The following is a 26,861-nucleotide window of genomic DNA, read 5'->3' as shown; positions in this document are numbered from 1 at the left end:
CCGACCGCGCTACGCTCGATGCATGGACGACTTCAGGCTGCGGGACCTGCGAACCACTGCCGAGAGCCTCTGGCCCGCGGCGACAGCCGAGGACTGGGACCGCGTCGGTCTCGTCTCCGGCCGGGACGACGCCCCGCTGCGGCGGGTGCTGCTCGCGGTCGACGCGGTCGGGGCGACGGTGGACGAGGCGCTCGACCGGCGGGCCGACGTCCTGCTGACGCATCACCCGCTGCTGCTGCGCGGCGTGCACAGCGTCGCCGAGGACACGGCGAAGGGCGCGCTGCTCGCCCGACTGATCCGAGGAGGGTGCGCGCTGTTCGCCGCCCACACCAACGCAGACGCGCCCGCCGGAGGGGTGTCCGACGCCATCGCGGAGCGCCTCGGGCTGCTCGGGGCCGAGCCGATCGTGCCCGGGGCCGACCCGGAGTCCGGTCTGGGTCGCGTCGGACGTCTGCCCGCGGCCGAGACGCTGAGCGCGTTCGCGAATCGGGTGGCCGGCATCCTCCCCGCCACCGTCGGCGGCGTGCGGGTGGCGGGAGACCCGGGCCGACCGGTCGAACGGGTGGCGCTGTGCGGGGGAGCCGGAGACGGTCTCCTCGATCATCCCGCCGTGCGGAGCGCGGACGTCTACGTGACGAGCGATCTGCGCCATCATCCGGCGCAGGAGTCGCTGGAGGCCTCCGCGGCGGCGGGCGGGCCCGCGCTGATCGACATCGCGCACTGGGCCGCCGAGTCGCTGTGGCTGGAGGGGGCCGCGGAACGGTTGCGGGCGCTGCTGCCGGGCGTCGAGTTCCGGGTGAGCGGCATCCGCACCGATCCCTGGACGTTCTCCGTGGCCGCTGAGTCGACCGGGTAGCGGCGAGCCGACCGAGTAGGGTTGAGCCATGAGAGCGACCCCCCGGCAGCAGCAGCTGCTCGTCGAACTGCAGGACCTGGACCATGCGACGGCGCGCCTGCGGCGGCGGCGGGAACAGCTTCCCGAGCGGGCGCAGCTCGCCGGCATGCGCGACGAGTACGCGAACGCCAAGAGCGCCCTGATGGCGACGCAGCGCGAGCTCGACGTGCAGAGCGCCGAGATCGCGAGGCTCGAGAGCGACACCGAGACGGTGCGGCAGCGACGGGAGCGGGATGAGCGCCTCCTCTCCGCGAGCACGTCGCCGAAGGAGGCGCAGGCCCTGCAGAGCGAGCTCGACACGCTCGCCAGACGCCAGAGCGAGCTCGAGGATCGGGAGCTCGAGGTGATGGAGGCGAACGAGGAGACCCGCGCCGGCTTCGACGCCGCGGCCGCGGCGCTCGCCGACCTGGACACCAGGAGAGCGGCCGTGGAGGCGGAGATCGCCGAGGCGGAGCGTCTGATCGATGCCGAGCTCGCCGCCGCCGCCGAGGAGCGCGCCGGGCTCGCCGCCGAGGTGCAGGGCGACCTCCTCGCGCTCTTCGAGGATCTGCGCTCGCGCGTCGGCGTGGGCGCGGCCCGGCTGCGCGCGGGCGTCTCCGAGGCGAGCAACATGGCGCTCACCCCGGCGGAGCTCGCCGAGATCCGTTCCGCCGAGCCCGATGAGGTGGTGTTCTGCCCCCAGACCGGGGCGATCCTCGTGCGCGGCTTCGAGGAGTAACGGGCCGGGCCCCGGTGCCGCGCCGCATCCGCCGCGCCGGGATCCGCTCGCACGCGGCGGAAGAGGGTAGAATCTTCCGTGGAATGGGTCGGTGAGACGATCGCGTCGCGCGTCGCTTCGGCGGCTGCGCGCCGAGGAACGTCCGGGCTGCGCAGAGGAGAACGGTGGGTAACACCCACCCGGGGCAACCCGCGAGAAAGTGCAACAGAGAGCAGACCAGCCATCCCGGCTCCGTCGGGATGGTCCGGGTGAAAGGGTGGTGTAAGAGACCACCGGCGTCCGTGGTGACACGGGCGGCCAGGCAAACCTCGTTCGCAGCAAGGCCAGACAGAAGACGATGACGCTCCTCGCCGAGTCTTCGGGTGGGCTGCTAGAGGGCGTCGGCAACGGCGTCCCGAGAGAGATGATCGTCGCCCCGCCCCCGGGCGGGGAACAGAACCCGGCGTATGATCCGGCCCATTCCGCCAACGGTCTGCGAGTTCTTCGTCCCGCATCCTGACGCGAGGCCGAGACGGCCTCGCCGCCGTGTCGCGCGCTACTCCGAAAGGGTCAGGATCTCGGCGCCGTCCTCGCGCACCACGAGGGTGTGCTCGAACTGCGCGGTGAGGCTCTTGTCCCGTGTCGTCACGGTCCAGCCGTCGTCCCACATATCCCAGGCGATCCCTCCGACCGTCAGCATGGGCTCGATCGTGAACACCATGCCGGGCACGATCACGTCGTCGAAGCGCGGGGCCGAGTCGTAGTGCGGGATGATGAGGCCGGTGTGGAACGCGGATCCGACGCCGTGGCCCGTGAAGTCCCGCACCACCCCGTAGCCGAAGCGCTTGGCGTACGTCTCGATGACCCGCCCGATGACGTTGACGGCTCGGCCCGGCCGCACGGCCCTGATCCCCCGGTGGAGCGCCTCCTCCGTGCGGTGCACGAGCAGGAGCGTCTCGTCGGCGGCGTCGCCGACCACGAGGGTGCGATTGGTGTCGCCGTGGTAGCCGTCGAGATACGCGGTCACGTCCACGTTCACCAGATCTCCGTCGCGCAGCACCGTGTCGTCCGGGATCCCGTGGCAGACGACCTCGTTCACCGAGGTGCAGCAGGACTTGGGATACCCCCGGTAGCCGAGCGTCGACGGGTAAGCCCCGTGCGCCGTCACATACTCGTGGGCGATCCGATCCAGCTCATCCGTGGTGATTCCGGGCCGGAGAGCGGCCTCCACCTCATCGATGGCGCGCGCGGCGATGCGGCCGGCCGCACGTATCCTCGCGACCTCGTCCTCGCGGTAGGTGTTGTCTCCCGTATAGGCCGGCGGCGTCTCGAGCCCGACATAGGGAGGCCGCCCGATGGACCGCGGCACGGAGCGTCTGGGAGAGAGTCTGCCTGGAATGAGGTGGCCGAGCGCGTCGAAGGGCATATCCTCGATTGTAGAGCGGTGAGCGCGGAGGTTTCGCGATCGCGGGCGCCGCGACCCACGACCGTACGGAGGAGGTCCGCATGAGCAAGCGGGACTGGGGGATCGAGGATCCTCAGGAGCAGTACTGGTTCAACACGCGAACGGGCGCGGTCGAAGAGGGGCCGCAGTCGTTGGCCCAGGAGAGGCTCGGCCCCTTCGCCACTCGGGAGGAGGCCGAGCGCGCCAACGAGATCGTCGCTGAGCGGGCGCGGAGGTGGGCTGAGGAGGATGCCCGCGAAGAATGACGGCGGGCATCGCGAAAAGTGCGGCCGAGGGTGACGGCATCCGCCCCCGCTGCCGATAGTCTGAGTGCATACGGCCGTCGAAGGGAGTCGGTGTGAGTAAGCAGCGGGATTTCGTCCTCCGCACCATCGAGGAGCGCGGTGTCAGGTTCGTGCGACTCTGGTTCACCGACGTCGCGGGAACCCTGAAGTCCGTCGCGCTCGCTCCCGCGGAGGTGGAGGGCGCCTTCAGCGAGGGCCTCGGCTTCGACGGCAGCGCGATCGAGGGGCTCACGCGGGCGTATGAGAGCGATCTGCTCGCCCTCCCGGATCCTTCCACCTTCCAGCTGCTCCCCTGGCGCAGCAGCACCGAGCCGACCGCCCGGATGTTCTGCGACCTGACCACGCCGAACGGCGAACCGGCCGCCGCCGACCCCCGCAATGTGCTGAAGCGCACGCTGGCACGCGCCGCCGACCGGGGCTTCAGCTTCTACATCCACCCCGAGATCGAGTTCTACCTGCTGAAATCGGGGGAGTTCGGACCGGAGGGGCCGGTTCCGGTCGACCGAGCGGGGTACTTCGACAATGTCCCCGGCGGCACCGCGCACGACTTCCGCCGCGAGAGCGTGAACATGCTCGAAGAGCTCGGCATCTCCGTCGAGTTCAGCCACCACGAGGCCGGGCCGGGCCAGAACGAGATCGACCTGCGCTACGCCGACGCCCTGACGATGGCCGACAACATCATGACCTTCCGCACCGTGGTCAAGGAGGTGGCGATCGGACAGGGCGTGTACGCCACGTTCATGCCCAAGCCCCTCGCCGGCCAGCCCGGCAGCGGCATGCACGCGCACATGTCCCTGTTCGAGGGCGACACCAACGCCTTCTACGACGCGGGCGCGAAGCATCAGCTCTCGCAGACCGGCCGCCGCTTCGTCGCCGGGCTGCTCCGCCACGCCCCGGAGTTCACGGCCGTGACCAACCAGTACGTCAACTCCTACAAGCGCCTGTGGGGCGGTGACGAGGCGCCGTCCTACGTGAGCTGGGGGCACCTGAACCGCAGCGCGCTCGTCCGCGTGCCGATCTACAAGCCCGGCAAGGGCAGCAGCGCGCGCGTCGAGTACCGCGCGATGGACAGCGCCGCCAACCCGTACCTGGCCTTCTCCGTCCTGCTGGCCGCCGGTCTGAAGGGCATCGACGAGGAGTACGAGCTGCCGCCGGAGGCCGAGCACAGCATGGGCGCGCTCAGCGACGGCGAGCGGCGCGCGATGGGCTTCGACCCGCTGCCGTCGAGCCTCGATCACGCGCTCGCGGTGATGGAGCGGAGCGAGCTGGTCGCCGAGACGCTGGGCGAGCAGGTCTTCTCCTACCTCATCCGCGAGAAGCGGCAGGAGGTCGCCGCCTACCGCCAGCAGGTCACGCCGTTCGAATTGAGCTCGATGCTGGGCACCGTCTGAGCGGGGCGATGACTCGAGACGAACGGAGGCACCCGCTCGGTCTGTTCGCGCGCGCGGGCTTCCTCGACCTGAGCGCCGCCCGCACCGGGGTGCTCCATCTCGAGGCCGAGACGGCGTGCGACGCCGTCGAACTCATAGAGACGTTCGCTCTCGCCGCGGATCCCGATACGGCGCTGCGTCGGATCTCGGCCATCGCCGAAGCACACCCCGAGGTGCTGCGCGGCCTGGGCCGGCAGGAATGGGAGCGGCTGACGCTGCTCGTCGGCTCCTCGCCGGCACTGGGGGACTTCTTCCTCCGCCGACCCGAGCGGCTGGGCGAGATCCTGCGCCTGGGCGGTCGTCTGATCGGTGCGCAGGAAGCGCGCGCGGAGCTGCTCCGCGCGGTCGGCGCCTCGGCTGAGGGCGGCGGGGCGCCCGTCGCCGCCCTCCCGGACGAGGCGGGCTGGATCGCGATGCGCGTCCGCTACCGCGAGCTTCTCGCCGAACTGATGCTCTACGACCTGCGGACAGGGGTCGACGGGGCCGCGACGACGGCCTTCGACGATGTCGCCGCGGTGCTCAGCGATCTCGCCGCCGCCGCTCTCGAAGCCGGCCTCGCCGTCGCCCGGGCCGGGGCGCTCTCGGGCGCGGGCGGTGTCCCGGTCCCTCCGGAGCGCCTCGCGGCGACCCGGCTGGCGGTCGTGGCCATGGGCAAGTGCGGGGCTCGGGAGCTGAACGTGGTGAGCGACGTCGACGTGATGTTCGTCGCGGAGGCCGCACCCGTCCAGGAGGGATCGGCGTTCGAATCGGAGGCCGTGCTGCGGATCGCCACCCGTCTCGCCGCGGACATGATGCGGGCGGTGCACGACCCGGCGCTCGAACCGCCGCTCTGGCAGGTCGACGCCAACCTCCGCCCCGAGGGGCGGCACGGGCCGCTGGTGCGCACGCTCGGCTCGATGCTCAGCTACTACGAGCGCTGGGGCAGGACCTGGGAGTTCCAGGCGCTGCTGAAGGCCCGACCCATCGCGGGCGACCTGGCGCTCGGGGGAGAGTTCGTGGAGCGCACGCGGCCGATGGTGTGGAGCTCGAGCGCTCGGGAGGACTTCGTCGGTTCGGTGCAGCGGATGCGCGAGCGCGTCACCGAGCACATCGCCGACGACGAGCTCGAGGTGCAGGTGAAGCTCGGACCCGGAGGGCTGCGGGACATCGAGTTCAGCGTGCAACTGCTCCAGCTCGTGCACGGACAGTACGACGATCGTCTGCATCTGCGGGGCACGATCCCCGCGCTCGCGGCGCTCGTCGATGGCGGATACGTCGCCAGGAGCGACGGCGAGCGCCTGGCCGCGGACTACCGGAGCCTGCGGGTGCTCGAGCACCGGCTCCAGCTGAGGGAGCTGCGCCGCACCGCCCTGATGCCGCGCGAGGAGGAGGACCTCCGCATCCTCGCGCGAGCCTCCCGCCTCGCCGCGACCGCAGGCGAGCTCGTCAGGCTCTGGCAGGGGATCAAGCAGGAGGTGCGCCGGCTGCATCTCAAGATCTTCTACGCTCCGCTGCTGAGCGCCGTGGCCTCGCTGCCGGACGAGGAGCTGGTGCTCGGCAGCGAAGAGGCTCGGGCGCGCCTGCACAGCATCGGGTTCAGGGATCCAGAGGGCGCCATGCGGCATCTCGCTGCGCTCACCAGGGGCACCTCCCGCAACGCCCGCATCCAGCGGAATCTGCTGCCGGTGCTGCTCCAGTGGCTCGCCGAGGGCACCGACCCGGATCACGGGCTGCTGGCGTTCCGGCGCGTGAGCGAGGCCAATCGCGAGACCCCCTGGTACCTCCGACTGCTGCGGGACGGCAGCGAGGCGGCGGAGCGGCTGACGCTGGTGCTGTCGAATTCGCGTTTCGCCGCCGAACTGCTGGAATCGGTCCCCGAGGCCGTGGCGTGGCTGGAACGGGACGAGCTCCTGCGCCCGGTGCCGCTCGAGCAGTTGCGGGCGGAGATGCGGGCGCTCGTCTCCCGCCGCGACGGTCCGCAGGCGGCGGCGGAGGCTCTGCGCACGGTGCATCGGCGGGAGGTGCTGCGCTTGGCGCTCGGCCGGTTGACCCTGGTGAACGACGAGGCCGATGTGGCGGTCGGGCTGGACGCCGCGCACACCGCGCTGATCGACGGCCTGCTCCTGGCGCTCGAACGCGCGGGCGCGGAGCCGCGGGACGCCCGGCCTGCGGTGCCGCTCGCGTTGATCGCGATGGGGCGCTACGGCGGCCAGGAACTCGGCTTCGCGAGCGACATCGACCTGATCGCAGTCTATCGAGCCCCCGAGGGGATGGATCCGCAGCAGCTGGCGGCCGTCGCGCGGACAGCCGAACGCACCGTCGCGGAGCTCAAGAGACTGGTCGAGGATCCCCGGTTCCCGGTCGATCTCGACTTCGATCTGCGGCCGGAGGGCCGCAACGGCCCGCTCGTGCGCAGCCTCGACTCCTATCGCGCCTATTACGAGCGCTGGTCCCTCACCTGGGAGGCGCAGGCGCTGCTGCGGGCCCGCCCGGTCGCCGGCGACCCCGGACTGGGCGCCGATTTCATCGCGCTGGCCGACGCCATCCGCTATCCGGAGACCTTCTCCGAGTCGGATGTGCGCGAGGTGCGGCGCATCAAGGCGCGGGTCGAATCGGAGCGGCTTCCCCGGGGCGTCGACCCCAAGCGCCACCTCAAACTCGGACCCGGCGGCATCAGCGATGTCGAGTGGCTGGTCCAATTGCTCCAGTTGGAGTACGGGGCGCACCACGCCGCCCTCCGCACCTCCTCGACGTTGGGGGCGCTGTCCGGAGCCGTCGAGGCCGGCGTCCTCGACGGGGAGGCGCGCGAGCAACTCGAGGCATCCTGGTCGCTCGCCAGCAGCATCCGCTCTGCGATCAAGCTCTGGAGCGGGCGGGGCGGAGACGCTCTGCCGGTCAACCGGAGCGAACTCGAGGGCATTGCCGGGGTGCTGGGCCTTCCCTCCGGACGCACGACGGAGATCGAGGAGCAGTGGTTCGCCGCCGCCCGGCGCGCACGCGCGGTGTTCGAGCGCGACTTCTTCGGCTACAGCGACCGGCCGGCCACCTACCCGCTGATCCTGCCCCGGGGCTGACCCTGCCCCTCTGGCGCCGGGCTCCGGCCGCCCTCACCGAGTGAGGGGCGACGAGAAGTGCTGAGTTGTGCAGGGCACGCAGCGTGCGCACCCTGCACAACTCAGCACTCAGCGCTTCCCAAGAGTGTTACACGCCGTAGTAGAGTTCGAACTCGAACGGGTGGGGCCGCAGCGCCATCGGCTCGATCTCGGTCTCCTGCTTGAGATCGATCCAGGTCCGGATCAGCTCCTCCGTGAAGACGCCGCCCTCGAGCAGGAACTGATGGTCCGCCTCGAGCGCCTCGAGGGCCTCCTGCAGCGAGCCGGGCACCTGCGGGATGTTCTTCAGCTCCTCCGGGGGCAGCTCGTAGAGGTCCTTGTCGATCGGCTCGAGCGGCTCGATGCGGTTGCGGATGCCGTCGAGGCCCGCCATCAGCTGCGCGGCGAAGGCCAGGTAGGGGTTGCCGGACGAGTCGGGAGCGCGGAACTCGATGCGCTTCGCCTTGGGGTTCGAACCGGTGAGGGGGATCCTGATCGCGGCCGAGCGGTTGCCGGCGGAGTAGGCGAGGTTGACCGGCGCCTCGTAGCCCTTGACCAGGCGGCGGTAGCTGTTGATCGTCGGGTTGGTGAACGCCAGCAGCGCGGGCGCGTGCTTCAGGATGCCGCCGATGTACCAGCGGGCGACGTCGCTGAGTCCGGCGTAGCCGTTCTCGTCGTAGAACAGCGGCTCGCCGCCCTTCCAGAGCGACATGTGCGTGTGCATCCCCGAGCCGTTGTCTCCGAAGACGGGCTTCGGCATGAACGTGGCCGTCTTGCCCCAGAGCTCGGCGGTGTTCTTGACCACGTACTTGAACTTCAGGATGTCGTCGGCCGCCTTCACCATGGTGTCGAAGCGGTAGTTGATCTCGGCCTGGCCGGGTGCGCCGACCTCGTGGTGCGAGCGCTCGAGCTCGAGCCCGGCCTCGATGAGGCGGAGCGAGATGTCGTCGCGCAGATCCGCCTGCTTGTCGACGGGCGACACGGGGAAGTAGCCGCCCTTCGGCGCGGTCTTGTGCGAGAGGTTGCCGCCCTCGTCCTCGCGAGCGGAGTTCCACAGGGCCTCTTCCGCGTCGATGGCGTAGAGCGTGCTCTCCGGTTTGGTCTCGAAGCGCACCGAGTCGAAGATGTAGAACTCCGCCTCGGGGGCGAAGAACGCGGTGTCCGCGATGCCGGTCGAGGAGAGGTAGCGCTCCGCCTTCTTCGCGACCTGGCGCGGATCCTTCGCGTAGATCTCGCCGGTGCGCGGATTGAAGATGTCGAAGAGCAGGACGAGGGTGCGCTCCGCGCGGAACTGGTCGATGTAGGCCGTCGTCACATCGGGGATCAGCTGCATGTCGCTCTCTGCGATGCCGGAGAAGCCGCGGACCGAGGAGCCGTCGAACATCTGACCGACCTCGAAGAAATCGAGGTCGACCGTCGCAGCGGGGATGTTGAAGTGCTGCTGGACCCCGGGGAGGTCGGTGAACCTGACGTCGAGGAACTTGACATCCGTTTCCTTGATGAAATCGATGACCTCTTGCGGGGTGGTGAACATGCTGCTCCTCTGGGTACTGCGGTACTCGGACCGATGACTTTCCGTTCCAGCCTATGCCCGGACGGTTTCAAAGCTGTGAGCCGCATGTTTCGCGCGTGTTACGGACGCCGCCCGCGGTGACGGCCCTCCCCGCTCCGGTCGACCTGACCGGAGCGCCCGTCGGGTCGCCGTAAACTGGAGGCATGCCACGATCTCAGCCGCAGCGTTTCGGGGACCTCGAGCCGAGCAGATGGCCGGGGGAGCGACTCGGGCTCCCCGAGCAGGGACCGCGATCGGTCGCCAGGATCGGACGTCGCCTGCTCGGCATCATGATCGACTGGGGGATCGCCATGCTGATCTCCCTGCTCTTCGCGCCCTACGCCTCCCAGACCTACAGCTGGGTGAACATCGTCGTGTTCGTCGTCATGCAGGTGCTCTTCATCCCGACGATCGGCGGCTCCATCGGGCATCGGATCGTCGGACTGCGGGTGGTGCCCATCGCGGGAGGCTGGGTCGGTCCCTGGCGTCCGATCCTCCGCACGCTGCTGCTCGCGCTCGTCATCCCGGTCCTGGTGTGGGACAGCGACCAGCGCGGGTTCCACGACAAGATCGCGGGAACCGTGCTCGTGCGCGCGTAGCGCGCTGGCGCCGGCCGCGGCCGCGGTTGCGGCGGATCAGCGCGGGCGTCCGGCCCTTGCCCGATACGGATCCATGCCCTTCGGGATGCCCACCGGGTCGGACTTCATCGAGGAGAGGCGGTTGAAGACGGCCTGGACCTCGCGCTTGTTCAACGCCGGCTTGAGCTTGACGAGCGTGCGGGACAGGCGGTGCAACGGCACCTGATCCTCTTCGACGCCGACGTGCAGGGTCGTCACCGGAACGCCGCTGAGCGCGCGTCGGAGCTGCGTCTCCTCGCGCGTCACGAGCTGCTTGGCGCGCTGGGGCGATCCCTCGACGAGGAGCACCGCGCCGCCTCGCCCCACGACCCGGTAGACGGCGTCCTTATGGCGATTCATCGCCACCGGCACCTCGCTGCCTCGCCAGGAGCGTCGCAGTGCCCCGTTGATCACCGCGCCGACGGCGCCCGGCTGCCCCTCGAGCTGTCGGTAGGCCACCGATTCCGCTCGCCGTCCCAGCACGATCATCGCGATCAGGACGCCCAGGAGGATGCCGGTGATCGGCCAGACGATCCATCCGAAGACGTTGTTGTTGAAGACGTACGCGGCGAGCAGCGACAGCAGGAGCGGGCCGAGGAAGCAGACGAGGAGCCAGAGCGTGAGGTTGCGGTCGTGTCGCTTGGTCTGCTGGTAGACCTGCACCATCTGCTTGATCCGGCCGGGCGGTTTCGGGGCCCGCGCCTTCTTCTCTTTTGCCATGCCTGCTAGTTTATCGTCCGATGCTCCGTGTCGCCCCTCACCGGGCGCGTGCGGGCGTCGTTCCGGACGACTTCTCCCCAATCGGCGAGATCCGGGGAGGGGGTCCGATGCGACGGTCACACTGGTCGTATGAGGAGAACGAGGCCGGGGCGCCTGAGCGCAGCGGAACTCGCCTGGGCGCTGCTGGCGCTGCTCGAGACGTGCATCCGGTTGCGCGACGACGGCTGGTGCGCGGGGGACCTGCACCCCGGTGACCTGCTCCTGCACCGGGGAGGAGTGGCGCGAAGCGCACCGCGGCGATCGATCTCCGGCCGTTTCAGCGTCCATCTGCAGCGGTTCCGCCGTCGTCGGCATCTTCGTCGGGGTCACGACGAGGGCTGCGCGCTGACCGGAGTGCCCGAGGAGGCGGTCAGGCGCCTGCTCCGCGCCTGGGGAGAGCGCCGGGCCGTGCACTTCGCGACCGACCTGGCGGACGAGGTGCGCCTGGAACTGCGCGCCTCGGGCATCGGGCCGTCGCAGGGCTGGTCGCGAGCCGCGGCGATCGAGCTCGCGGAGTTCGTCGTTCGGCGGAGGATCACGCCGAGACCGGCGGCCGGCCTGCCAGGAGATCGTGGGCGTCTCGGCCGGCGAGCGCGTATGCGTCGGGGATGACGCCCATGCCTGCGGCGACGAGCGCGCCCTCGTGGAGCAGCATGAGCGAACGGCCGGTGGCGGCCGGATCGGCGGCGTCCGCATCAGCGGCGATGGTCGCGAACAGATCGAGCATCCACTGCTTCTGGCCCACGATCACCGGATAGGCGGGGTGGCTCGGGTCGCTGATCTCGGCGTGCGCGTTGATCATGGAGCAGCCCTTACGGCTGTGCTCGGCTGTCCACGCCGCGGAGGCGGCGAACACCGCCGCGAGTCGAGTCGCGGGATCACCCCCGGCCTCGGTCAGTCGGTCCGCGAGGAACGAGCGCCACGCCTGGTCGCGCCCGACCAGATAGGCGACGACGAGGCGCTCCTTGGAGCCGAAGCGGTCGTACAGCGTCTTCTTCGTCACCCCAGCCCGCTCGGCTATCGCGTCCACCCCCACGGCGTGTATGCCGCGGGAGTAGAACAGCTCATTCGCAGCGGCCAGGATCTGCCGGGCCTTGGGGGTCCAATCGATCGCCGTCGTGTCGTCAGCCATACGATAACTATACAGATCTGTTTATTCACCGCTAGGCTGATCCCGTGAGTAAACAGATCGGTATACTTCTGGACGGCCGGAGGCTCGCCTCCATCGGGCTGGGCGCGCTGTTCGTGCTGTGCTGGTCCTCGGGTTTCATCGGCGCGAAGCTCGGTGCATCCGAGGCCCCGGTCTCCACGGTGCTGATGTGGCGGTTCGTGCCGCTCGCCGTGCTGCTGGCCCCGTTCCTGTTCGCGCCCTCCGCTCGATCCGGCGGTGCGGCCGGTGTCGGGAGACAGGTGCTGATCGGCGCGCTGTCGCAATCGGGCTACCTGCTCACCGTCTACTGGGCCATCGGTCTGGGGGTCAGCACCGGTACCACCGCGCTCATCGACGGCATCCAGCCCCTCATCGTGGTCGCCCTCGCCGGTCCGCTCCTGGGCCTCGCGGTCCCCGGCCGGCAGTGGCTGGGACTGATGCTCGGTCTCGCCGGGGTGGTCCTGGTGACCTGGGCGGACGCCACCGCCCCGTCCGCCGGCGCGCCGCCCTGGGCCTATCTGGTGCCCTTCGCAGGGATGGGCTGCCTGGTCGCGGCGACCTTCATCGAACACCGCGCGCCCGCACCCGTGGCGCCGATGCGAGCGCTCGCCATCCACTGCACCACCTCGGCCGTCGTCTTCACCGTCATCGCCCTGTTCGGAGGCGCCGCGGCGCCTCCGGTCTCCGTGTCGTTCTGGACGGCGATGGCCTGGCTGATCCTGCTCTCGACCTTCGGCGGCTACGGCCTGTACTGGTATCTGCTGCGCCGGATCGGGGTGACCCGGGTCACGACCCTGCTGCTCCTGATCCCGCCGGTCACCGCGGTCTGGGGCTCGCTGATGTTCGCCGAGCCGTTCACCGCGGCGACCGCGATCGGGCTCGCACTCGTGCTGTGGGCCACTTGGATCGTCGCCCGCGCATGATGACCCCGGATCATCGTCGCGCCGGGGCCGCCGAGCGGGCCCCGTGCCCTCGCGCGGACCGGGGTCTCAGATCCCGAGATTCTCCTCGAAGAGCCCCTCCTCGAGCCGGCCCTTCACCTGGGTGAGGAATCGAGCGGCGTCGGCTCCGTCGACGATCCGATGATCGTAGGAGAGCGCGAGGTACACCGTCGAGCGGACCGCGATCGCGTCCCCGTCGGGTCCGCTGAGCACGACCGGGCGCTTCACGACCGTCCCGGTGCCGAGAATGGCCACCTGCGGCAGGAAGACGAGCGGCGTGTCGAACAGCGCGCCCCTCGAGCCCGTGTTGGTCAGAGTGAAGGTCCCGCCCGACAGCTCGTCCGGCGTGAGCTTGTTGTCGCGGGTCCGTGCAGCCAGATCGGCGATCTCCACCGCGAGCTGGGCGATCGACTTCTCGCCGGCGTCGCGCACCACCGGGGTGAGCAGTCCGCGCTCCGTATCGACCGCGATGCTGAGATTCTCGCCGCCCGGGTAGACGATGCTGTCGTCCTCCACCGTCGCGTTGATGATGGGGTAGGTGCGCAGGGCTTCGGTCGCCGCCAGCGCGAAGAAGGGCAGGAAGGAGAGCTTCGCTCCGGTCTTCTGCTGGAACTCGGCCTTCTTCGCCTCGCGGAGCCGCGCGACACGGGTGACGTCGACCTCGACCACCGTCGTGAGCTGCGCCGTCTGCTGCAGCGAATCGACCGCCCGTTCGGCGATCACCTTGCGCAGTCGGCTCATCTTCTGCGTGGTGCCGCGCAGTTCGGAGATCTCGACGGGCGCCGGAGCCTGTGAGGCGGCGGCGGACGGTGCGGGCTGGGCGCTCTGAGCCTTCTCCGCAGCGGCGAGGACGTCCTCCTTGCGGATCCGCCCGCCCACGCCGGTGCCGACCACCGTGCTCAGATCGATGCCGGATTCGCTCGCGAGCTTGCGCACGATCGGCGTGACGTAGGCGCTGCCGAGATGCTCGCCGACCTCGGGCGCCGTCGGCTTCTCGGCGTGCTGGGGTCCGGAGGTCGTCGCGGGCTTCGACACCGGCTCGGGTTCGGGGCTCGGAGCGGGCTCCGGCTCCTGGGCGGGCTCGGGCTCCGGCGCGGGTTCCGGTTCCGGAGCGGGCTCCGGCTCGGGCGCGGGCTCCGGCTCGGCCGCAGGGGAATCCTCGCTCGCGCCCGCACCGCTGCCGTCGCCGATTCGGGCGAGCACCGCGCCGACCTCCACGGTCTCGTCCTCCTGGACGAGGATCTCTTCCAGCACGCCTGAGACCGGAGACGGGATCTCGGTGTCGACCTTGTCGGTCGAGACCTCGAGCAGCGGCTCGTCGACCGCGACGGCATCGCCGACGTTCTTGAGCCAGCGGGTCACCGTGCCCTCGGTCACACTCTCGCCGAGCGCGGGGAGCGCTACCGATTCGCTCATCGTGGTTTCTCCGATCGTTTTGTAGATGCTGTCGTGTCTGCGGGCCCGGCCGTGCGAGCGCGTCAGATGGAATGCAGAGGCTTGCCGGCGAGCTTCAGGAGGGTTTCGCCGATGGTCTCGTTCTGGGTGGGGTGCGCGTGGATCAGCGGCGCGACGTCCTCCGGATAGGCCTCCCAGTTGACGATCAACTGCGCCTCGCCCACGAGCTCGCCCACGCGGGCGCCGATCATGTGCACGCCGACCACCGGGCCGTCGTTCACGCGAACGGCCTTCACCGAGCCCGAGGTCCCCAGGATCGAGCTCTTCGCGTTCCCGGCGAGGTTGTACTCGAAGGCGGTGACGTTCTCGGCACCGTACTTCTCCGCGGCCTTCGCCTCGGTGAGTCCGACCGAGGCGATCTCGGGGTCGCAGTAGGTCACCTTCGGGATGTTGACGTCCTCGACCACGACGGGGTGCAGGCCCGCGAGCTCCTCGGCGAGGAAGACCCCCTGCTGATAGCCGCGGTGGGCGAGCTGCAGGCCGGGCACGATGTCCCCGACCGCGTAGACGCCGGGCACATTGGTCGCGAGCCGTTCATTCGTCGGCACGAAGCCGCGGTCGAGCTCGATCCCGACCTCTTCGAAGCCGAGCCCCTCCGTGACCGGACCGCGGCCGACGGCGACGAGCAGGTAGTCCGCGTCGAGTTCCGTGCCGTCCTCGAGACGCACGCGCACGTTCGTGTCGCTCTGCTCGACGGACTGGAAGCGGACGCCGAGCTTGAAGTCGATGCCGCGCTTGCGGAACGCGCGCTCCAATTGCTTGGAGACCGATTCCTCCTCGTTGGGGACGAGGTGGGGGAGCCCCTCGACGATGGTCACCTCGGCTCCGAAGGAGCGCCAGACGCTCGCGAACTCGACCCCGATGACACCGCCTCCGAGGATGATGACGCGGCTGGGAACCTCCTGGAGCTCGAGCGCGTGCTCGCTCGTGATCACGCGGCCGCCGATCTCCAGTCCCGGCAAGGAACGCGAGTACGATCCCGTGGCGAGCACGATGTGCGTGCCGACGATGCGATCGTCGCCGACCTGGACGGTGTTCGCCGAGACCAGTCGCCCCTCGCCCGCGATGACGGTGATGCCGTTGGCCTTGAGCAGGCCCTGGAGCCCCTTGAACTTGCCGGCGACGAGATTCTCCCTGAAGGCGTTCACCCCGGCGATGTCGATGCCGTCCACGCTGGATCGGATGCCGTAGGCCGCGCCCTCGCGCGCGACGTCCGCGATCTCCGCGGAGTGGAGGAGCGCCTTGGTCGGAACGCAGCCGCGGTGCAGGCAGGTGCCGCCGAGCTTGTCCTTTTCGATGACGGCGACGCTGAAACCCAGCTGCGTCGCACGGATGGCCGTTGCATACCCGGCACTGCCGCCGCCCAGTACGACGATGTCAAACCGCTGTTCACTCAAGTGGGTTCTCCCTGTGATCTTGGAGTCCGATGCTGCGCTCGGTGCGGGACGCCCTGCGGCCGATCGGGCCGGCGCATGCCGCGCACCGTGATAAAGCCTACTACCCGATGGTCCGCCCGCACTGCATTCCCGATCCGGAGTCCCCGGTTTCGCTGAGGGCGTGACGATCCTGGCCTCCAGGACCGCTGTCGCTTCGTAGGATGGGAGGGTGAGCGATCCGATCATCTCGAGCGTCAACGCCGAGCTGCACGAGGCGGTTCCCAAGGGGCTGCCGATGGTCGTCGCGCTCGGAGGGCTCAGCGATGCGGGAGGCGTGATCTCGCAGTTGCGGGAGTTCCTCCGCGAGCGCAGCGAGCCCGAGGAGGTCGTGCGGTTCAACGCGGATCTGCTGCTCGACTACCGGTCCCGCAGGCCGCTGATCACCTTCCACGAGGATCACTTCGCCGATTACACGCCCGAGACGCTGACGCTCGAGCTCGCCACGGACGAGCTCGGCTCCCCCTTCCTCCTGCTGAGCGGCTTCGAGCCCGATTTCCGCTGGGACCAGTTCATCGACGCGGTGCTGCTGCTGGTGGACGAGTTCGAGGTCTCGACCACGGTGTGGAGTCATGCGATCCCCATGCCCGTGCCGCACACCAGGCCGATCCGGGCGACGGTCAGCGGCTCCCGCGAGGATCTGATCGAGGGGCGGTCCGTGTGGAAGCCGACGAGCAAGCTCCCCGCCTCGATCTCGCACGTGCTGGAGTATCGCCTGCACGGCCTCGGAGAGGATGTCGCGGGGTTCGCGCTGCTGGTTCCGCACTATCTCGCGAACACCGAGTTCCCGGATGCTCTGCTCGCGACGCTCGACGGCTTCATGGCGGCCACCGGGCTGCTGTTCGACACCAACGAGATCTCCGAGCTGTCGCGCGAGTTCCATCTGCAGGTCGACCGCCAGATCGAGGAGAACGACGAGTCGCTCGAGATGGTGCGCGGACTCGAGCTGCGCTACGACGCCTACATGGCGGAGGAGCCGACGTCGAACTCGCCGCTGGTCGGCGATGACGGGACGATACCGACCGCGGATCAGCTCGCGAGCGAGTTGGAGCGCTTCCTGGCGCAGCAGCGCGAGAACGGCGACGGGACGGCCGCGTCGGGGGAGACCCGGTGAGGCGGGCCGGCCGCGTGGTAGTATAGGTGGCGGTAGCCCGTCTTGAGCCGCCCGTCGCTCCGAGTCTCTCGGAAGCACGAGGGGCTTGACACGGGTTTTAGCGGTATGTGCGTCTGTCGATTCGCGCCTGCTTCACCTCGTTACATCCAGACTCCAGCCAAAGAGAGGCGGCCGAGTGGCGACTGCATCGAAGTCAACCGCTGCTACGCGTAGTGCGGTCGAGGAACCTTCAGAGGGTCCCGGCACCGAAGACAAGAAGACCTCGGCGGCGAGGACTGCCGCCGGAAAGGCCGCCGCGGGCAAGAAGGCGGCCGCGAAGAAGCCCGCTGCGGCGAAGAAGCCCGCTGCGAAGAAGAAGGCCGTCGCGGATCCCGTGGAGACCTCCCCGGATTCCCCCGAGGAAGCCGAATCGCTCGATGAGTCGACGCAGACGGCGGAGGCCGCGGATGGCGAGGCGAGCGCGAGCCCGACGAGGGACGAACCGCTGCCGACGGGCGCCATCGTCCTGAAGGCCGGTGACGAGGAGGACGTCCCGACCGTCACCACCGCGATCCCCGGGGCCACCGCCGACCCGGTGAAGGACTACCTCAAGCAGATCGGCAAGGTGGCGCTGCTGAACGCCGCCGAAGAGGTGGAGCTCGCGATGCGCATCGAGGCCGGGCTCTTCGCGGAGGAGAAGCTCGCCACCGAGAAGAACCTGCCGAAGAAGCTGCAGCGCGAACTGAAATGGGTAGCGCGGGACGGTCAGCGCGCCAAGAGCCACCTGCTGGGCGCGAACCTCCGGCTCGTCGTGTCCCTCGCGAAGCGCTACACCGGTCGCGGCATGCAGTTCCTGGACCTGATCCAGGAGGGCAACCTGGGCCTCATCCGCGCCGTCGAGAAGTTCGATTACACCAAGGGCTTCAAGTTCTCGACGTACGCGACCTGGTGGATCCGCCAGGCGATCACCCGTGCGATGGCGGATCAGGCGCGGACGATCCGCATCCCGGTCCATATGGTCGAGGTCATCAACAAGCTCGCTCGAGTCCAGCGCCAGATGCTGCAGGATCTCGGCCGCGAGCCCACGCCCGAGGAGCTGAGCCGCGAGCTCGACATGACCCCGGAGAAGGTCGTGGAGGTGCAGAAGTACGGCCGCGAGCCGATCTCGCTGCACACCCCGCTCGGCGAGGACGGCGACAGCGAGTTCGGTGATCTGATCGAGGACACCGAGGCGGTCGTCCCCGCGGACGCGGTCGGGTTCACGATGCTGCAGCAGCAGCTCGAGCAGCTGCTCGACTCGCTCAGCGAGCGCGAGGCCGGCGTGATCCGGATGCGGTTCGGCCTGGGCGACGGCATGCCCAAGACCCTCGATCAGATCGGCGACACCTTCGGCGTCACGCGGGAGCGGATCCGGCAGATCGAGTCGAAGACCATGGCGAAGCTGAGGCATCCCTCGCGGAGTCAGCAGCTGCGCGACTACCTGGAGTGACGCCGAGGAGAAGTGGCCCCCACGAGAAAAGCCCCGGTTTCGGCCGGGGCTTTTCTCGTGCAGCGCTTATGCGGCGGTCAGCCGGTGGCTCTCGTCGTGCCAGATCTCGGCGATCGGGCGCAGCTTGTCCTCGTGCTTGCGGGCGTGGTGCGCGCAGAAGAGCAGTTCGCTGCCGCCCAGCACCGCTCGGACGTAGGCCTGAGCACCGCAACTGTCGCAGCGATCCAACCCGGTGATGGGTCGATCGGCCGCGAGCGAGCTCTCGGTGCGATTCTGCTCGAGTGTCTCCATGTTCGGCCTCCGTTCCGTCGTGCCTGATTCGATGCACCCATCCAATCACGTTTCACCGCGACGCGCGTTCAGATGGCGGCGGGTTTCGCTTATCGCGTAGAAGTCACGGCCTTCCCGGCGCGCGTGCGCGACGTGGACGGCCCGGCGTTCTAGGGTGGTGGGGTCCGTCGAGAAAGAGGTGCTGCCCGTGGCCCGATCCGAAGAGACGCCGTCCGAAGCAACGCCGTCGAACTACTCCGCCCGCCATCTCACCGTGCTCGAGGGGCTCGAGGCGGTGCGGAAGCGGCCGGGCATGTACATCGGAACGACCGATTCCCGGGGCCTCATGCACTGCCTCTGGGAGATCATCGACAACTCGGTCGACGAGGCGCTCGCCGGCCACGGCGCCGAGATCGATATCGAGCTGCATCCCGACGGCAGCGTCACCGTGAGCGACCGGGGGCGCGGTGTGCCGGTCGACGTCGAGCCCCGGAGCGGCCTGAGCGGCGTCGAGCTGGTGTTCACGAAGCTGCATGCGGGCGGCAAGTTCGGAGGCGGCGGCTACGCCTCCTCCGGAGGCCTGCACGGCGTCGGCGCCTCGGTGGTCAACGCGCTCTCCTCCAGGCTCGACGTGGAGGTCGACCGCGACGGCAAGACCTGGGCCATGTCCTTCCGGCACGGCGAGCCGGGCGTCTTCGCCGGCGACGACCCGACGAGCGAGTTCACCCCGTTCGAGGTCGCCTCGGAGCTGCGGGTCGCGGGCAAGGTGAGAAAGGGGGTCAGCGGCACCCGGGTGCGCTACTGGGCCGATCCTCAGATCTTCCTCTCCACCGCGCGATTCGAGCTCGAGGCGCTGCTCTCGCGGGCGCGGCAGACCGCCTTCCTGGTGCCGGGGCTCGCCATCGAGATCAGAGACGCCCGCACCGAGTCGCTCGACGACGCCGGTGCACCGGCGGTGCACCGCTTCCAGTACGACGGCGGACTCAGCGAGTTCGTCGACTTCCTGGCGGTGGACGCACCGCTCACCGACACGTGGCGGGTGACCGACGCCGACTCCTTCACGGAGACGGTCCCGGTGATGGACGAGGAATCCGGCGCGCTGGTGTCGCGCGAGATCGAGCGCCGCTGCGAGGTCGACATCGCGCTGAGATGGGGGACCGGCTACGACACGGAGGTGCAGAGCTTCGTCAACATCATCGCCACGCCGAAGGGCGGCACGCATCTGAACGGCTTCGAGCAGGGGTTGGTGAGGTTCTTCCGCAAGCAGATCGAGCAGAACGCGCGCAAGCTCAAGGCGGGCGGCGACAAGCCGGAGAAGGACGACATCCTCACCGGACTGACGGCAGTCGTCACGGTCCGTCTGCCCGAGCCGCAGTTCGAGGGGCAGACCAAGGAGGTGCTCGGCACGGCCGCCGTGCGTCAGATCGTCGCGAAGGCCGTCGCGAAGGGGCTCGAGGCGCGGTACGCCTCGACCAAGCGCGACGAGAAGGCTCAGGCGGGCGCCCTCCTCGAGAAGATGGTGTCGGAGATGAAGTCTCGGATCGCGCTGCGCGCCCAGCGCGACACCGCGCGCCGCAAGAGCTCGCTCGAGAGCTCCTCGCTCCCGGCGAAGCTCATCGACTGCCGATCCCGCGACGTGGCCGACACCGAACTGTTCATCGTGGAGGGCGACAGCGCCCTCGGCACGGCCCGCCCGGCTCGGGACAGCGAGTTCCAGGCGCTGCTCCCGATCCGCGGCAAGATCCTCAACGTGCAGAAGGCGTCGGTCGCCGAGATGCTCGGCAACGCGGAATGCGGGGCCATCATCAAGGTGATCGGCGCCGGATCCGGCAGGGACTTCGATCTCGCCTCCGCCCGCTACGGCAAGGTCATCCTCATGAGCGACGCCGATGTCGACGGCGCGCACATCCGGACCCTGCTGCTCACGCTCTTCTTCCGATACATGCGCCCGATGGTCGAAGCCGGGCGGGTCTACGCGGCGGTCCCGCCGCTGCACCGAGTCATCGTGCAGCACGCGGGCCGGAAGCCGAACGAGATCGTCTACACGTACAGCGAGCAGGAGCTGCAGGGGCTCCTCGCCGACCTTCGGCGGCGGGGCAAGAAGTATCTCGAACCGATCCAGCGCTACAAGGGACTCGGCGAGATGGACGCGGATCAGCTGGCGGAGACGACGATGGATCGCGAGCACCGCACCCTGCGCCGGGTGAGGGTGGAGGACGCCCACGCGGCGGCTCAGGTCTTCGAGCTGCTGATGGGCAACGAGGTGGCGCCGCGCAAGGAGTTCATCGTCGACAACGCGGGCGATCTCGACCGGGAGCGCATCGACGCCTGATCCTCACGGCTCCCGGCCGGTCGTCCCGGCCCCCTCCGGCCCTCAGAGGTGGGAGACCGCGAGCGCGGCGGTGGAGAGCGCGAGCATTCCGAGGCAGTTCACCCAGAACGCGGACCCCGTGAATCTCGCGCGCAGGTGGGCGGCCGCGGCGCAGACGAAGTAGGCGACGACGCCCGTGTTGGCGGCGAAGCCGACACCGGGAAGCCAGAGGCCGGCGATGAGACCGGCTGCGGCGACGCCCTTGATCGCGATGAGCGTCCACCACCAGGCGCGCGGGAAGCCGACCCCGTCGAGGCAGTCGCGGATGAAGCGGGGCGGGCGCAGGGAGAGCAGGGCGTCACCCAGCAGGATCGCGGCGAGGACCGCCTGCGGCCACCACGGATCGGGCGCGAGGATCATGATGCCGCACCTCTCCGGTCCTCCTCGCGGTCGAACGATGCGAACACGTCGCGCAGGCGCCCCTCGAGCGCCGCGAGGTCGGGCGACGTGCGATCGCCGGCGCCGGCCGCCGAGAAGAGCACGCCGAGGTACGAGTAGTAGGCGGCCCGCGCCCGGGCCCTCGCCTCGGCGGGGGCCCGGCCGGCCGCCTCGAACCGGTCGCCGAACTCGTCGGTCAGCCTGCGTGCGAGCGAGTCGAAGACCTCGGAACGGTGCGCTCCCGCGACGAGGATCGCCGCGTAGCGGCGCGCGAGCGCAGGATCCGCGGTGAAGAGCCCGAGGAAGGGTTTGACGATGGCGAGCAGCGCCTCGGCCGAGGACGATGCCGGTCCGGCTGCGGATCCGCGGGCGCCGGGCGCCTGCCGATGCAGCTCCGCGATCCCGCGGTCGAACACCTCGACCAGCAGCGACTGCTTGTCGCCGACGGCGAGGACCGAGCCCACGCTCACTCCCGCGTCGTCGGCGATCCCGCGGATCGTGGCGGCGTCGAAGCCGTCCTGACGGAAGCGATGTGCGGCGCTGTCGAGCACGCGCGCCCGCGTGCGCTCCCTCGCCTCGTCCCGTACTCCCATCGCGACCGCCCCTTTTCCATATGATGAACGTATTCACTGAACTTGTTCATTCTACACCACTTCTCCTGCTCCGTCCTCCGCCCTGCCCCTTCCCCCTTTCTCTTCCTCATTCCCATTCCTCACCGAGTAGGGGACGCATACGCCGGTTTCACGGCCCAGACAGCCGTCATTCACGTCCCCGATTCGCTGGAGAGGACGATCGGAGGGGACCGGATCGGTCGTCCCTCGCTGTTTTGCCGCGGCGGCGAGTTATCCACCGATCCGGGTGCGGCGGGAACCCGCGGCTCCCGGATCCGCGAGACTCGAGGCATGCCCCGTCGGATCACCCCGCTTCCCGCCGGTCTCGGCGCCGCGTTCTCCGCTCGCAACGCCAGGCAGCAGGGCGTGACGAGGTCGCGGCTCGCGGGACGCGACCTCGAGCACCCGTTCCACGGCGTGTACCGGCGTCTCGACGATGGGGCCGATACAGAGGGGGAGCGGCTGGGGGATCCCCGCACGCTGCTGTCGCCTGGCGCGCCGGTCAGCTGCGCCGCGCACGAGCTCTGGCGTCCGTGCTGCCGCCGGAGGACTTCTTCTGCGGTCGGACCGCCGCGGTGATCCGGGATCTGCCGGCCCCACCGGGCGGCGACGACGCGCTTGAGGTCGCGTGCTCATCGCCCGGTCGGGCCCCACGGATCCGAGGGGTGCGCGGCTCGAGAACGGACTCCGGATTCGTGCGGGTCGTTCGGCATCGCGGCCTTCCGGTGACCGACGCGGTCAGCACCTGGTGCATGCTCGCGCCGCGCCTGGCGCGACGCGATGGGATCGCGCTCGGCGACGGAGTGATTCGCCGGGACCGGATCCCCGGCACGCAGCGGCTGGCACGGCCGCCGCACGCGACGATCGAAGACCTCGAGGGTGCGGTGGCCGTTCGCTTCCGCCGGGGTCGATCCGTGCTGCGGGAACTGCTGCCGCGGCTCTCGACCCGCAGCGCCTCGGCGCCCGAGACGCATCTGAGGCTCGCGCTGGCGGAGTGGGACGTGCCGGATCCGGAGCTCGACTTCGACGTGTACGGACGCAACGGCCGACTGCTGGGGTGCAGTGAGATCGCGCTCCCCGAGTCCAGCGTATGCGTCCCCGGTTTCCCGGACGAGGGAGGGGATCAGGGGGCGAGCCCGAGGTGGGCGGCCGCGCCGTCGATGGGGGTGCCGCTGCCGTCGCGCTTGCCGGGTTCCGCCGGCAGTTTGCGGACGGCGCCGTCGGCCGCGAGCGCCCGTGGCTCGCCGGCGCCGACCCAGGCGCAGGCGAGGCGATCCTCGCCCTTCAGGAAGCGCTGCGCGCGCACTCCGCCGGTCGCCCGCCCCTTCGCCGGGAACTCCGCCCAGTCGCTGATCTTGGCGGTGGCGACATCGGTGCCGGGCAGCGTCACCGAGCTCTCGGCGACGGTGACGACCCGGGCCTCGACCCCGGCGGAGACGGCGCCCGCGAAGATCACTCGCGCGTTCGCGCCGAGCTTCATGCCGGCCATGCCGCCAGCGGGACGGCCCTGCGGGCGCACCGACGAGACGGGGAAGCGGAGCAGCTGCGCGTCGTCCGCGACCGCCACGAACTCCGCGCCGTCGGGGGCGGGGAACGCCGCGATCAGACGATCATCGTCCTTGAGCCCGATCACCTCGAGCTCGGGTTTCGCCGGAAGCTGCTCCAGCACCACCCGCTTGACGACGCCCTGCGCGGTGAACAGGCCGATCGGCGTCTCGCCCTCGAGCGGCACGAGACCGACGACGCGGAGACTCCGGTCGCCGATGCCCAGGTAGGCGGTGAGGGACACCCCCGCGGAGAACGAGATCGACGCCTTCGGCACGAGCGGCAGATCGACGGGAGTGAACCTGCGCAGCGTGCCGTCGCTCAGCACCGCACCGAGTTCTCCGCGCACCGTGCCGTCGACCGAGGCCGCGACCGCGCCGTGCTTCGCCGGACGCGACGGCGCGCGGGCGGACAGATCGAGGGTCTCGGGATCCCGATCGACCCGCAGCGCGCGCCCGGTCGGGGACAGCAGCACCGTGCAGGCGGTGTCCGCGACCTCGAGCGCCGCAGCGCCTGACGCGGACGAGCGGGCCGGCTTCGCGACGGCGCCCGTCAGCACGGTGCGGCGCGGGGTGCCGTGAGCCGCCGCCGCCTCATCGAGCTCCTCGGCCACGACGGCGTGGAGCCTCGCCTCGCTCTCCAGGATCTCCTGCAGCGCGCCGATCTCGGCGAGCAGTTGATCCCGTTCGCTCTCCAACTCGACCCGGGAGAACCTGGTCAGCCGTCGCAGGCGCAGCTCGAGGATGTACTCCGCCTGGAGCTCGGAGAGATCGAACACCTGCATGAGGCGGGACCTCGCCGACTCGGCGTCGTCGCTCGTGCGGATGAGCTGGATCACCTCGTCGATGTCGAGGATCGCGATGAGGAGCCCCTCGACCAGGTGCAGGCGCTCGCGCCGCTTCCGGAGCCGGTGCTCCGAGCGCCGCCGCACGACCGAGACCCGGTGATCGACGAAGACGCGGAGCATGTCGCGCAGGCCGAGCGTCTGGGGCTGGCCGTCCACGAGCGCCACCGAGTTGATGCTGAAGGAATCCTCCAGCGGTGTGACGCGATAGAGCTGCTCGAGCACCGCCTCGGGGTTGAAGCCGGTCTTCACGCTGATGACGAGCCGCAGCCCGTTCTTGCGGTCGGTGAGATCGGTCGCGTCGCTGACGCCCGAGAGCTTCTTGGTGTCGACGGCCTGCTTGATCTTCTCGATGACCCGTTCGGGGCCGATCAGATAGGGCAGCTCGGTGATGACGAGCCCGGTGCGGCGCGGGCCGAGCTGCTCCACCGAGACCTTCGCGCGGGTGCGGAACGCGCCCCGGCCGGTGCGGTAGGCGTCCCTGATCCCGTCGAGGCCCACGATGATCCCTCCGCCCGGGAGATCCGGGCCGGGCACGAACTCCATCAGCTCCTCGAGCGTCGCATCCGGGTGCGCGAGCAGATGCTTCGCGCCCTCGACGACCTCGACGAGGTTGTGCGGCGCCAGATTGGTGGCCATGCCGACCGCGATACCGCTCGCGCCGTTGACCAGCAGGTTCGGGACGGCCGACGGCAGCACCTCGGGCTGCAGGAACTGATTGTCGTAGTTCGGGACGAAGTCGACCACGTCCTCGTCGAGGGAGTCGGTCATCGCGAGGGCGGATCCGGCGAGTCGCGCCTCGGTGTAGCGCGCCGCAGCCGGGCCGTCGTCGAGCGAGCCGAAGTTGCCGTGCCCGTCGACCAGCGGCAGCCGCATCGCGAAGCCCTGCGCGAGCCTCACGAGCGCGTCGTAGATCGAGGAATCGCCGTGCGGATGGAGCTTGCCCATCACCTCGCCCACCACACGGGCCGACTTCACGTGCCCCTTCTCCGGTCGCAGGCCCATCTCGGTCATCATGAAGAGGATGCGCCGCTGCACCGGCTTGAGGCCGTCGCGCGCGTCGGGCAGGGCGCGCGAGTAGATCACCGAGTAGGAGTACTCGAGGAACGACTGCTGCATCTCCTGCGAGATGTCGATGTCGTCGATGCGCTCGGCGGAACTGCGGTCGACGGAGTTGCCTTCGACGTCGGTGCGGTCGGTCACGGTTCGGGTCGTGCCTTTCGGTCGGAGAGGAGGGGCGCCCGGGCGGTCACGGGCCGAGAACCGGCGCGGCGGTTCGGATACGATGAGCCCATGCTACCGACGGTCACGGACAACGGAGCGAGGCTGGCCGCGATTCTGCCGACCGGTATCGCCGCCCTCGCGAAAGGGCTCGGCGCGGATCCGGGAGCGGTGCTCGGCGAGTCGCTCGCGTCTCCGGGCGCGATCCGCCCGCCCGAGAGCCTGCCCGGGATCCGCGGTTTCGTCCTCGTGGTCGTCGACGGGCTCGGGGCGGCCAATCTGCGGGCGATGCGCGCCCATGCCCCGGTCCTCGCGGGTCTCGCCACCCGTCGCGTGGAGACCGTGCTGCCGAGCACGACCGCGGCGGCGCTGACCTCCCTCTGCACCGCTCGCCTGCCGGGATCCCACGGGCTGATCGGCTACCGCATCCGCCACCCCGAACTCGGCCTGATCAGTCCGCTCAAGGAGTGGCAGGGCATCGACGAGGTGCGGGAGTGGCAGCGCGCGACCCCGCTCTGGGATCTCGCGGCCGGGATCGGCGCCCGCGCGGTCGCGATCGGCCGGCCGGCGCACCGCTCCGGGGGACTGACCGAGGCGATACTCGGGGGCGCGGAGTATCTCGGCGCCCAGCGCATCGAGGATCGTCTCGCGACGGCCGGAGAGGTGCTCAGGGGCGGCGATCCCGCGCTGGTCTACGTCTACATCGACGAGCTCGACAAGGCCGGTCACGCCGAGGGCTGGCGGAGTGCGCTCTGGGTGAGGCGCCTGGAGGCGCTGGACGCGGCGCTGGACGACTTCCTGCGGACGATGCCCGGCGGCATCGGCGTCGCGGTCACCGCCGATCACGGCATGGTCGACGTGCCGCCGGAGCGGCAGGTCTTCGTGGACCGCTCGGCCGCGCTCCGCGACCACGCGTTCGAGATCGGCGGCGAGCCGAGGTTCCGGTCCCTCTATCTGGATCCCGGCGTCGATCCCGGGGCCGTCGCGCGGGAGCTGTCGGCGGATCTCGGCCGTCAGGCCTGGGCCGTCCCCCGCGACGAGGCGATCGCCGCCGGGTGGTTCGGGCCCGTCGCGGACGAGGTCGCGCCGCGCCTCGGCGAGGTGCTCGTGGTGGCTCGCGCGCAGATCGCGCTGGTGACCTCCGGCGATTCGCCCGAGGCGCTCCGAATGATCGGCCAGCACGGCGGGCTGAGCGCCGAGGAGCGCGGAGTGCCGCTCTCGCTGGCCGGGGCGCTCTCGGGAACCGGATTCGCCTCCGCGGTGACGGCGGTCGCGGGTCTCGTCGGCTGA

23 protein-coding genes and 1 other RNA gene are annotated in these 26,861 nt (G+C 70.0%); 14 read left to right on the top strand and 10 right to left on the bottom strand.

What is annotated here, in order from left to right:
- The first annotated feature begins 22 nt into the window (after positions 1–22).
- From J4H92_RS08045 to rnpB, 3 genes are all read left to right on the top strand, one after another.
- Positions 23–856: a Nif3-like dinuclear metal center hexameric protein gene (locus tag J4H92_RS08045; RefSeq protein WP_208097661.1), complete on the top strand. Its 834-nt coding sequence runs from the start codon at positions 23–25 to the stop codon at positions 854–856.
- Positions 857–884: 28 nt separating this feature from the next.
- Positions 885–1,613: a zinc ribbon domain-containing protein gene (locus J4H92_RS08040; protein ID WP_208097660.1), complete on the top strand. Its 729-nt coding sequence runs from the start codon at positions 885–887 to the stop codon at positions 1,611–1,613.
- An 84-nt stretch (positions 1,614–1,697) separates the two neighbouring features.
- Positions 1,698–2,076: RNase P RNA component class A (gene rnpB, locus J4H92_RS08035), an RNA gene on the top strand.
- A gap of 72 nt (positions 2,077–2,148) precedes the next feature.
- Here the strand turns inward: rnpB and map are convergent.
- On the bottom strand, positions 2,149–3,018 hold the full coding sequence (gene map / locus J4H92_RS08030; protein ID WP_208097659.1) for a type I methionyl aminopeptidase: 870 nt from the start codon (positions 3,016–3,018) through the stop codon (positions 2,149–2,151).
- A gap of 80 nt (positions 3,019–3,098) precedes the next feature.
- On the opposite strand from map, the gene J4H92_RS08025 reads away from it, so the two are divergent.
- The 3 genes from J4H92_RS08025 to J4H92_RS08015 all read left to right on the top strand — a co-directional run bounded on the left by J4H92_RS08025 (position 3,099) and on the right by J4H92_RS08015 (position 7,824).
- Positions 3,099–3,302, top strand: coding sequence for a methionine aminopeptidase (locus tag J4H92_RS08025; protein ID WP_208097658.1), 204 nt, complete (start codon positions 3,099–3,101; stop codon positions 3,300–3,302).
- Between the two features lie 92 nt (positions 3,303–3,394).
- The gene (locus J4H92_RS08020) at positions 3,395–4,732 is read left to right on the top strand and encodes a glutamine synthetase beta-grasp domain-containing protein (protein ID WP_208097657.1); all 1,338 of its coding nucleotides are present in this window, start codon (positions 3,395–3,397) and stop codon (positions 4,730–4,732) included.
- Between the two features lie 8 nt (positions 4,733–4,740).
- The gene (locus J4H92_RS08015) at positions 4,741–7,824 is read left to right on the top strand and encodes a bifunctional [glutamine synthetase] adenylyltransferase/[glutamine synthetase]-adenylyl-L-tyrosine phosphorylase (protein WP_208097656.1); all 3,084 of its coding nucleotides are present in this window, start codon (positions 4,741–4,743) and stop codon (positions 7,822–7,824) included.
- 127 nt (positions 7,825–7,951) lie between these two features.
- Here the strand turns inward: J4H92_RS08015 and glnA are convergent, their stop codons facing one another.
- Positions 7,952–9,376, bottom strand: coding sequence for a type I glutamate--ammonia ligase (gene glnA / locus J4H92_RS08010; protein WP_208097655.1), 1,425 nt, complete (start codon positions 9,374–9,376; stop codon positions 7,952–7,954).
- A gap of 182 nt (positions 9,377–9,558) precedes the next feature.
- On the opposite strand from glnA, the gene J4H92_RS08005 reads away from it, so the two are divergent.
- A complete protein-coding gene (locus tag J4H92_RS08005) occupies positions 9,559–9,993 on the top strand; it encodes an RDD family protein (protein ID WP_208097654.1) in 435 nt (144 codons plus the stop codon).
- Between the two features lie 36 nt (positions 9,994–10,029).
- On the opposite strand, the gene J4H92_RS08000 is transcribed toward J4H92_RS08005, so the two are convergent.
- On the bottom strand, positions 10,030–10,731 hold the full coding sequence (locus J4H92_RS08000; RefSeq protein WP_208097653.1) for a DUF4191 domain-containing protein: 702 nt from the start codon (positions 10,729–10,731) through the stop codon (positions 10,030–10,032).
- A gap of 129 nt (positions 10,732–10,860) precedes the next feature.
- On the opposite strand from J4H92_RS08000, the gene J4H92_RS07995 reads away from it, so the two are divergent.
- Positions 10,861–11,382, top strand: coding sequence for a hypothetical protein (locus tag J4H92_RS07995; RefSeq protein ID WP_208097652.1), 522 nt, complete (start codon positions 10,861–10,863; stop codon positions 11,380–11,382).
- On the opposite strand, the gene J4H92_RS07990 is transcribed toward J4H92_RS07995, so the two are convergent.
- A complete protein-coding gene (locus J4H92_RS07990) occupies positions 11,306–11,902 on the bottom strand; it encodes a TetR/AcrR family transcriptional regulator (protein ID WP_208097651.1) in 597 nt (198 codons plus the stop codon). The two genes, J4H92_RS07995 and J4H92_RS07990, sit on opposite strands and share 77 nt — an antisense overlap.
- A 44-nt stretch (positions 11,903–11,946) precedes the next feature.
- Here J4H92_RS07990 and J4H92_RS07985 point away from each other — a divergent pair, with 44 nt between their 5' ends.
- The gene (locus J4H92_RS07985) at positions 11,947–12,843 is read left to right on the top strand and encodes an EamA family transporter (RefSeq protein WP_208097650.1); all 897 of its coding nucleotides are present in this window, start codon (positions 11,947–11,949) and stop codon (positions 12,841–12,843) included.
- Between the two features lie 66 nt (positions 12,844–12,909).
- Here J4H92_RS07985 and sucB read toward each other — a convergent pair whose 3' ends face one another.
- Both sucB and lpdA read right to left on the bottom strand, forming a co-directional pair.
- Positions 12,910–14,277: a 2-oxoglutarate dehydrogenase, E2 component, dihydrolipoamide succinyltransferase gene (sucB, locus tag J4H92_RS07980; protein ID WP_208097649.1), complete on the bottom strand. Its 1,368-nt coding sequence runs from the start codon at positions 14,275–14,277 to the stop codon at positions 12,910–12,912.
- Positions 14,278–14,339: 62 nt separating this feature from the next.
- Complete coding sequence (lpdA, locus tag J4H92_RS07975; protein ID WP_208097648.1) at positions 14,340–15,713, bottom strand: dihydrolipoyl dehydrogenase; 1,374 nt, start codon at positions 15,711–15,713, stop codon at positions 14,340–14,342.
- 208 nt (positions 15,714–15,921) lie between these two features.
- On the opposite strand from lpdA, the gene J4H92_RS07970 reads away from it, so the two are divergent.
- Together J4H92_RS07970 and J4H92_RS07965 are read left to right on the top strand one after the other, a co-directional pair.
- Entirely contained in the window at positions 15,922–16,863 is a 942-nt protein-coding gene (locus J4H92_RS07970; RefSeq protein WP_341783040.1) for a proteasome assembly chaperone family protein, read from the top strand.
- A gap of 175 nt (positions 16,864–17,038) precedes the next feature.
- The gene (locus J4H92_RS07965; RefSeq protein ID WP_208097647.1) at positions 17,039–18,331 is read left to right on the top strand and encodes an RNA polymerase sigma factor; all 1,293 of its coding nucleotides are present in this window, start codon (positions 17,039–17,041) and stop codon (positions 18,329–18,331) included.
- A gap of 66 nt (positions 18,332–18,397) precedes the next feature.
- On the opposite strand, the gene J4H92_RS07960 is transcribed toward J4H92_RS07965, so the two are convergent.
- Positions 18,398–18,622: a DUF7455 domain-containing protein gene (locus J4H92_RS07960; protein ID WP_208097646.1), complete on the bottom strand. Its 225-nt coding sequence runs from the start codon at positions 18,620–18,622 to the stop codon at positions 18,398–18,400.
- A gap of 187 nt (positions 18,623–18,809) precedes the next feature.
- Between J4H92_RS07960 and J4H92_RS07955 the strand changes: the two genes are divergently transcribed.
- Positions 18,810–20,933: a DNA gyrase subunit B gene (locus tag J4H92_RS07955; protein WP_208097645.1), complete on the top strand. Its 2,124-nt coding sequence runs from the start codon at positions 18,810–18,812 to the stop codon at positions 20,931–20,933.
- A 42-nt stretch (positions 20,934–20,975) separates the two neighbouring features.
- On the opposite strand, the gene J4H92_RS07950 is transcribed toward J4H92_RS07955, so the two are convergent.
- Together J4H92_RS07950 and J4H92_RS07945 are read right to left on the bottom strand one after the other, a co-directional pair.
- Positions 20,976–21,332, bottom strand: a complete 357-nt coding sequence (locus J4H92_RS07950; RefSeq protein WP_208097644.1) for a DoxX family protein — start codon at positions 21,330–21,332, stop codon at positions 20,976–20,978.
- Complete coding sequence (locus J4H92_RS07945; protein WP_208097643.1) at positions 21,329–21,943, bottom strand: TetR/AcrR family transcriptional regulator; 615 nt, start codon at positions 21,941–21,943, stop codon at positions 21,329–21,331. Before J4H92_RS07945 ends, J4H92_RS07950 begins: the two co-directional genes overlap by 4 nt.
- Before the next feature lie 309 nt (positions 21,944–22,252).
- On the opposite strand from J4H92_RS07945, the gene J4H92_RS07940 reads away from it, so the two are divergent.
- Positions 22,253–22,540, top strand: coding sequence for a hypothetical protein (locus J4H92_RS07940; protein WP_208097642.1), 288 nt, complete (start codon positions 22,253–22,255; stop codon positions 22,538–22,540).
- Between the two features lie 544 nt (positions 22,541–23,084).
- Here the strand turns inward: J4H92_RS07940 and J4H92_RS07935 are convergent.
- On the bottom strand, positions 23,085–25,553 hold the full coding sequence (locus J4H92_RS07935) for a DNA gyrase/topoisomerase IV subunit A (protein WP_424960863.1): 2,469 nt from the start codon (positions 25,551–25,553) through the stop codon (positions 23,085–23,087).
- A gap of 90 nt (positions 25,554–25,643) precedes the next feature.
- On the opposite strand from J4H92_RS07935, the gene J4H92_RS07930 reads away from it, so the two are divergent.
- Positions 25,644–26,861: an alkaline phosphatase family protein gene (locus tag J4H92_RS07930; RefSeq protein WP_208097641.1), complete on the top strand. Its 1,218-nt coding sequence runs from the start codon at positions 25,644–25,646 to the stop codon at positions 26,859–26,861.

Source organism: Leucobacter weissii (assembly GCF_017565745.1).
Lineage (GTDB): Bacteria > Actinomycetota > Actinomycetes > Actinomycetales > Microbacteriaceae > Leucobacter > Leucobacter weissii.
Note: the sequence above shows the minus strand (reverse complement) of the source record. Positions and strands in the feature narration are given on the sequence as shown.

Excerpts from the sequence above, each read along its gene's own strand:
- J4H92_RS07990 (WP_208097651.1), bottom strand. The coding sequence starts at position 11,902 with ATGGCTGACGACACGACGGCGATCGATTGGACCCCCAAGGCCCGGCAG.
- glnA (WP_208097655.1), bottom strand. The coding sequence starts at position 9,376 with ATGTTCACCACCCCGCAAGAGGTCATCGATTTCATCAAGGAAACGGAT.
- J4H92_RS08040 (WP_208097660.1), top strand. The coding sequence starts at position 885 with ATGAGAGCGACCCCCCGGCAGCAGCAGCTGCTCGTCGAACTGCAGGAC.
- J4H92_RS07995 (WP_208097652.1), top strand. The coding sequence starts at position 10,861 with ATGAGGAGAACGAGGCCGGGGCGCCTGAGCGCAGCGGAACTCGCCTGG.
- J4H92_RS07950 (WP_208097644.1), bottom strand. The coding sequence starts at position 21,332 with ATGATCCTCGCGCCCGATCCGTGGTGGCCGCAGGCGGTCCTCGCCGCG.
- J4H92_RS07930 (WP_208097641.1), top strand. The coding sequence starts at position 25,644 with ATGCTACCGACGGTCACGGACAACGGAGCGAGGCTGGCCGCGATTCTG.
- J4H92_RS08025 (WP_208097658.1), top strand. The coding sequence starts at position 3,099 with ATGAGCAAGCGGGACTGGGGGATCGAGGATCCTCAGGAGCAGTACTGG.
- map (WP_208097659.1), bottom strand. The coding sequence starts at position 3,018 with ATGCCCTTCGACGCGCTCGGCCACCTCATTCCAGGCAGACTCTCTCCC.
- J4H92_RS08015 (WP_208097656.1), top strand. The coding sequence starts at position 4,741 with ATGACTCGAGACGAACGGAGGCACCCGCTCGGTCTGTTCGCGCGCGCG.
- J4H92_RS08005 (WP_208097654.1), top strand. The coding sequence starts at position 9,559 with ATGCCACGATCTCAGCCGCAGCGTTTCGGGGACCTCGAGCCGAGCAGA.
- J4H92_RS08000 (WP_208097653.1), bottom strand. The coding sequence starts at position 10,731 with ATGGCAAAAGAGAAGAAGGCGCGGGCCCCGAAACCGCCCGGCCGGATC.
- J4H92_RS07960 (WP_208097646.1), bottom strand. The coding sequence starts at position 18,622 with ATGGAGACACTCGAGCAGAATCGCACCGAGAGCTCGCTCGCGGCCGAT.
- J4H92_RS07945 (WP_208097643.1), bottom strand. The coding sequence starts at position 21,943 with ATGGGAGTACGGGACGAGGCGAGGGAGCGCACGCGGGCGCGCGTGCTC.
- J4H92_RS07940 (WP_208097642.1), top strand. The coding sequence starts at position 22,253 with ATGCCCCGTCGGATCACCCCGCTTCCCGCCGGTCTCGGCGCCGCGTTC.
- J4H92_RS08045 (WP_208097661.1), top strand. The coding sequence starts at position 23 with ATGGACGACTTCAGGCTGCGGGACCTGCGAACCACTGCCGAGAGCCTC.
- sucB (WP_208097649.1), bottom strand. The coding sequence starts at position 14,277 with ATGAGCGAATCGGTAGCGCTCCCCGCGCTCGGCGAGAGTGTGACCGAG.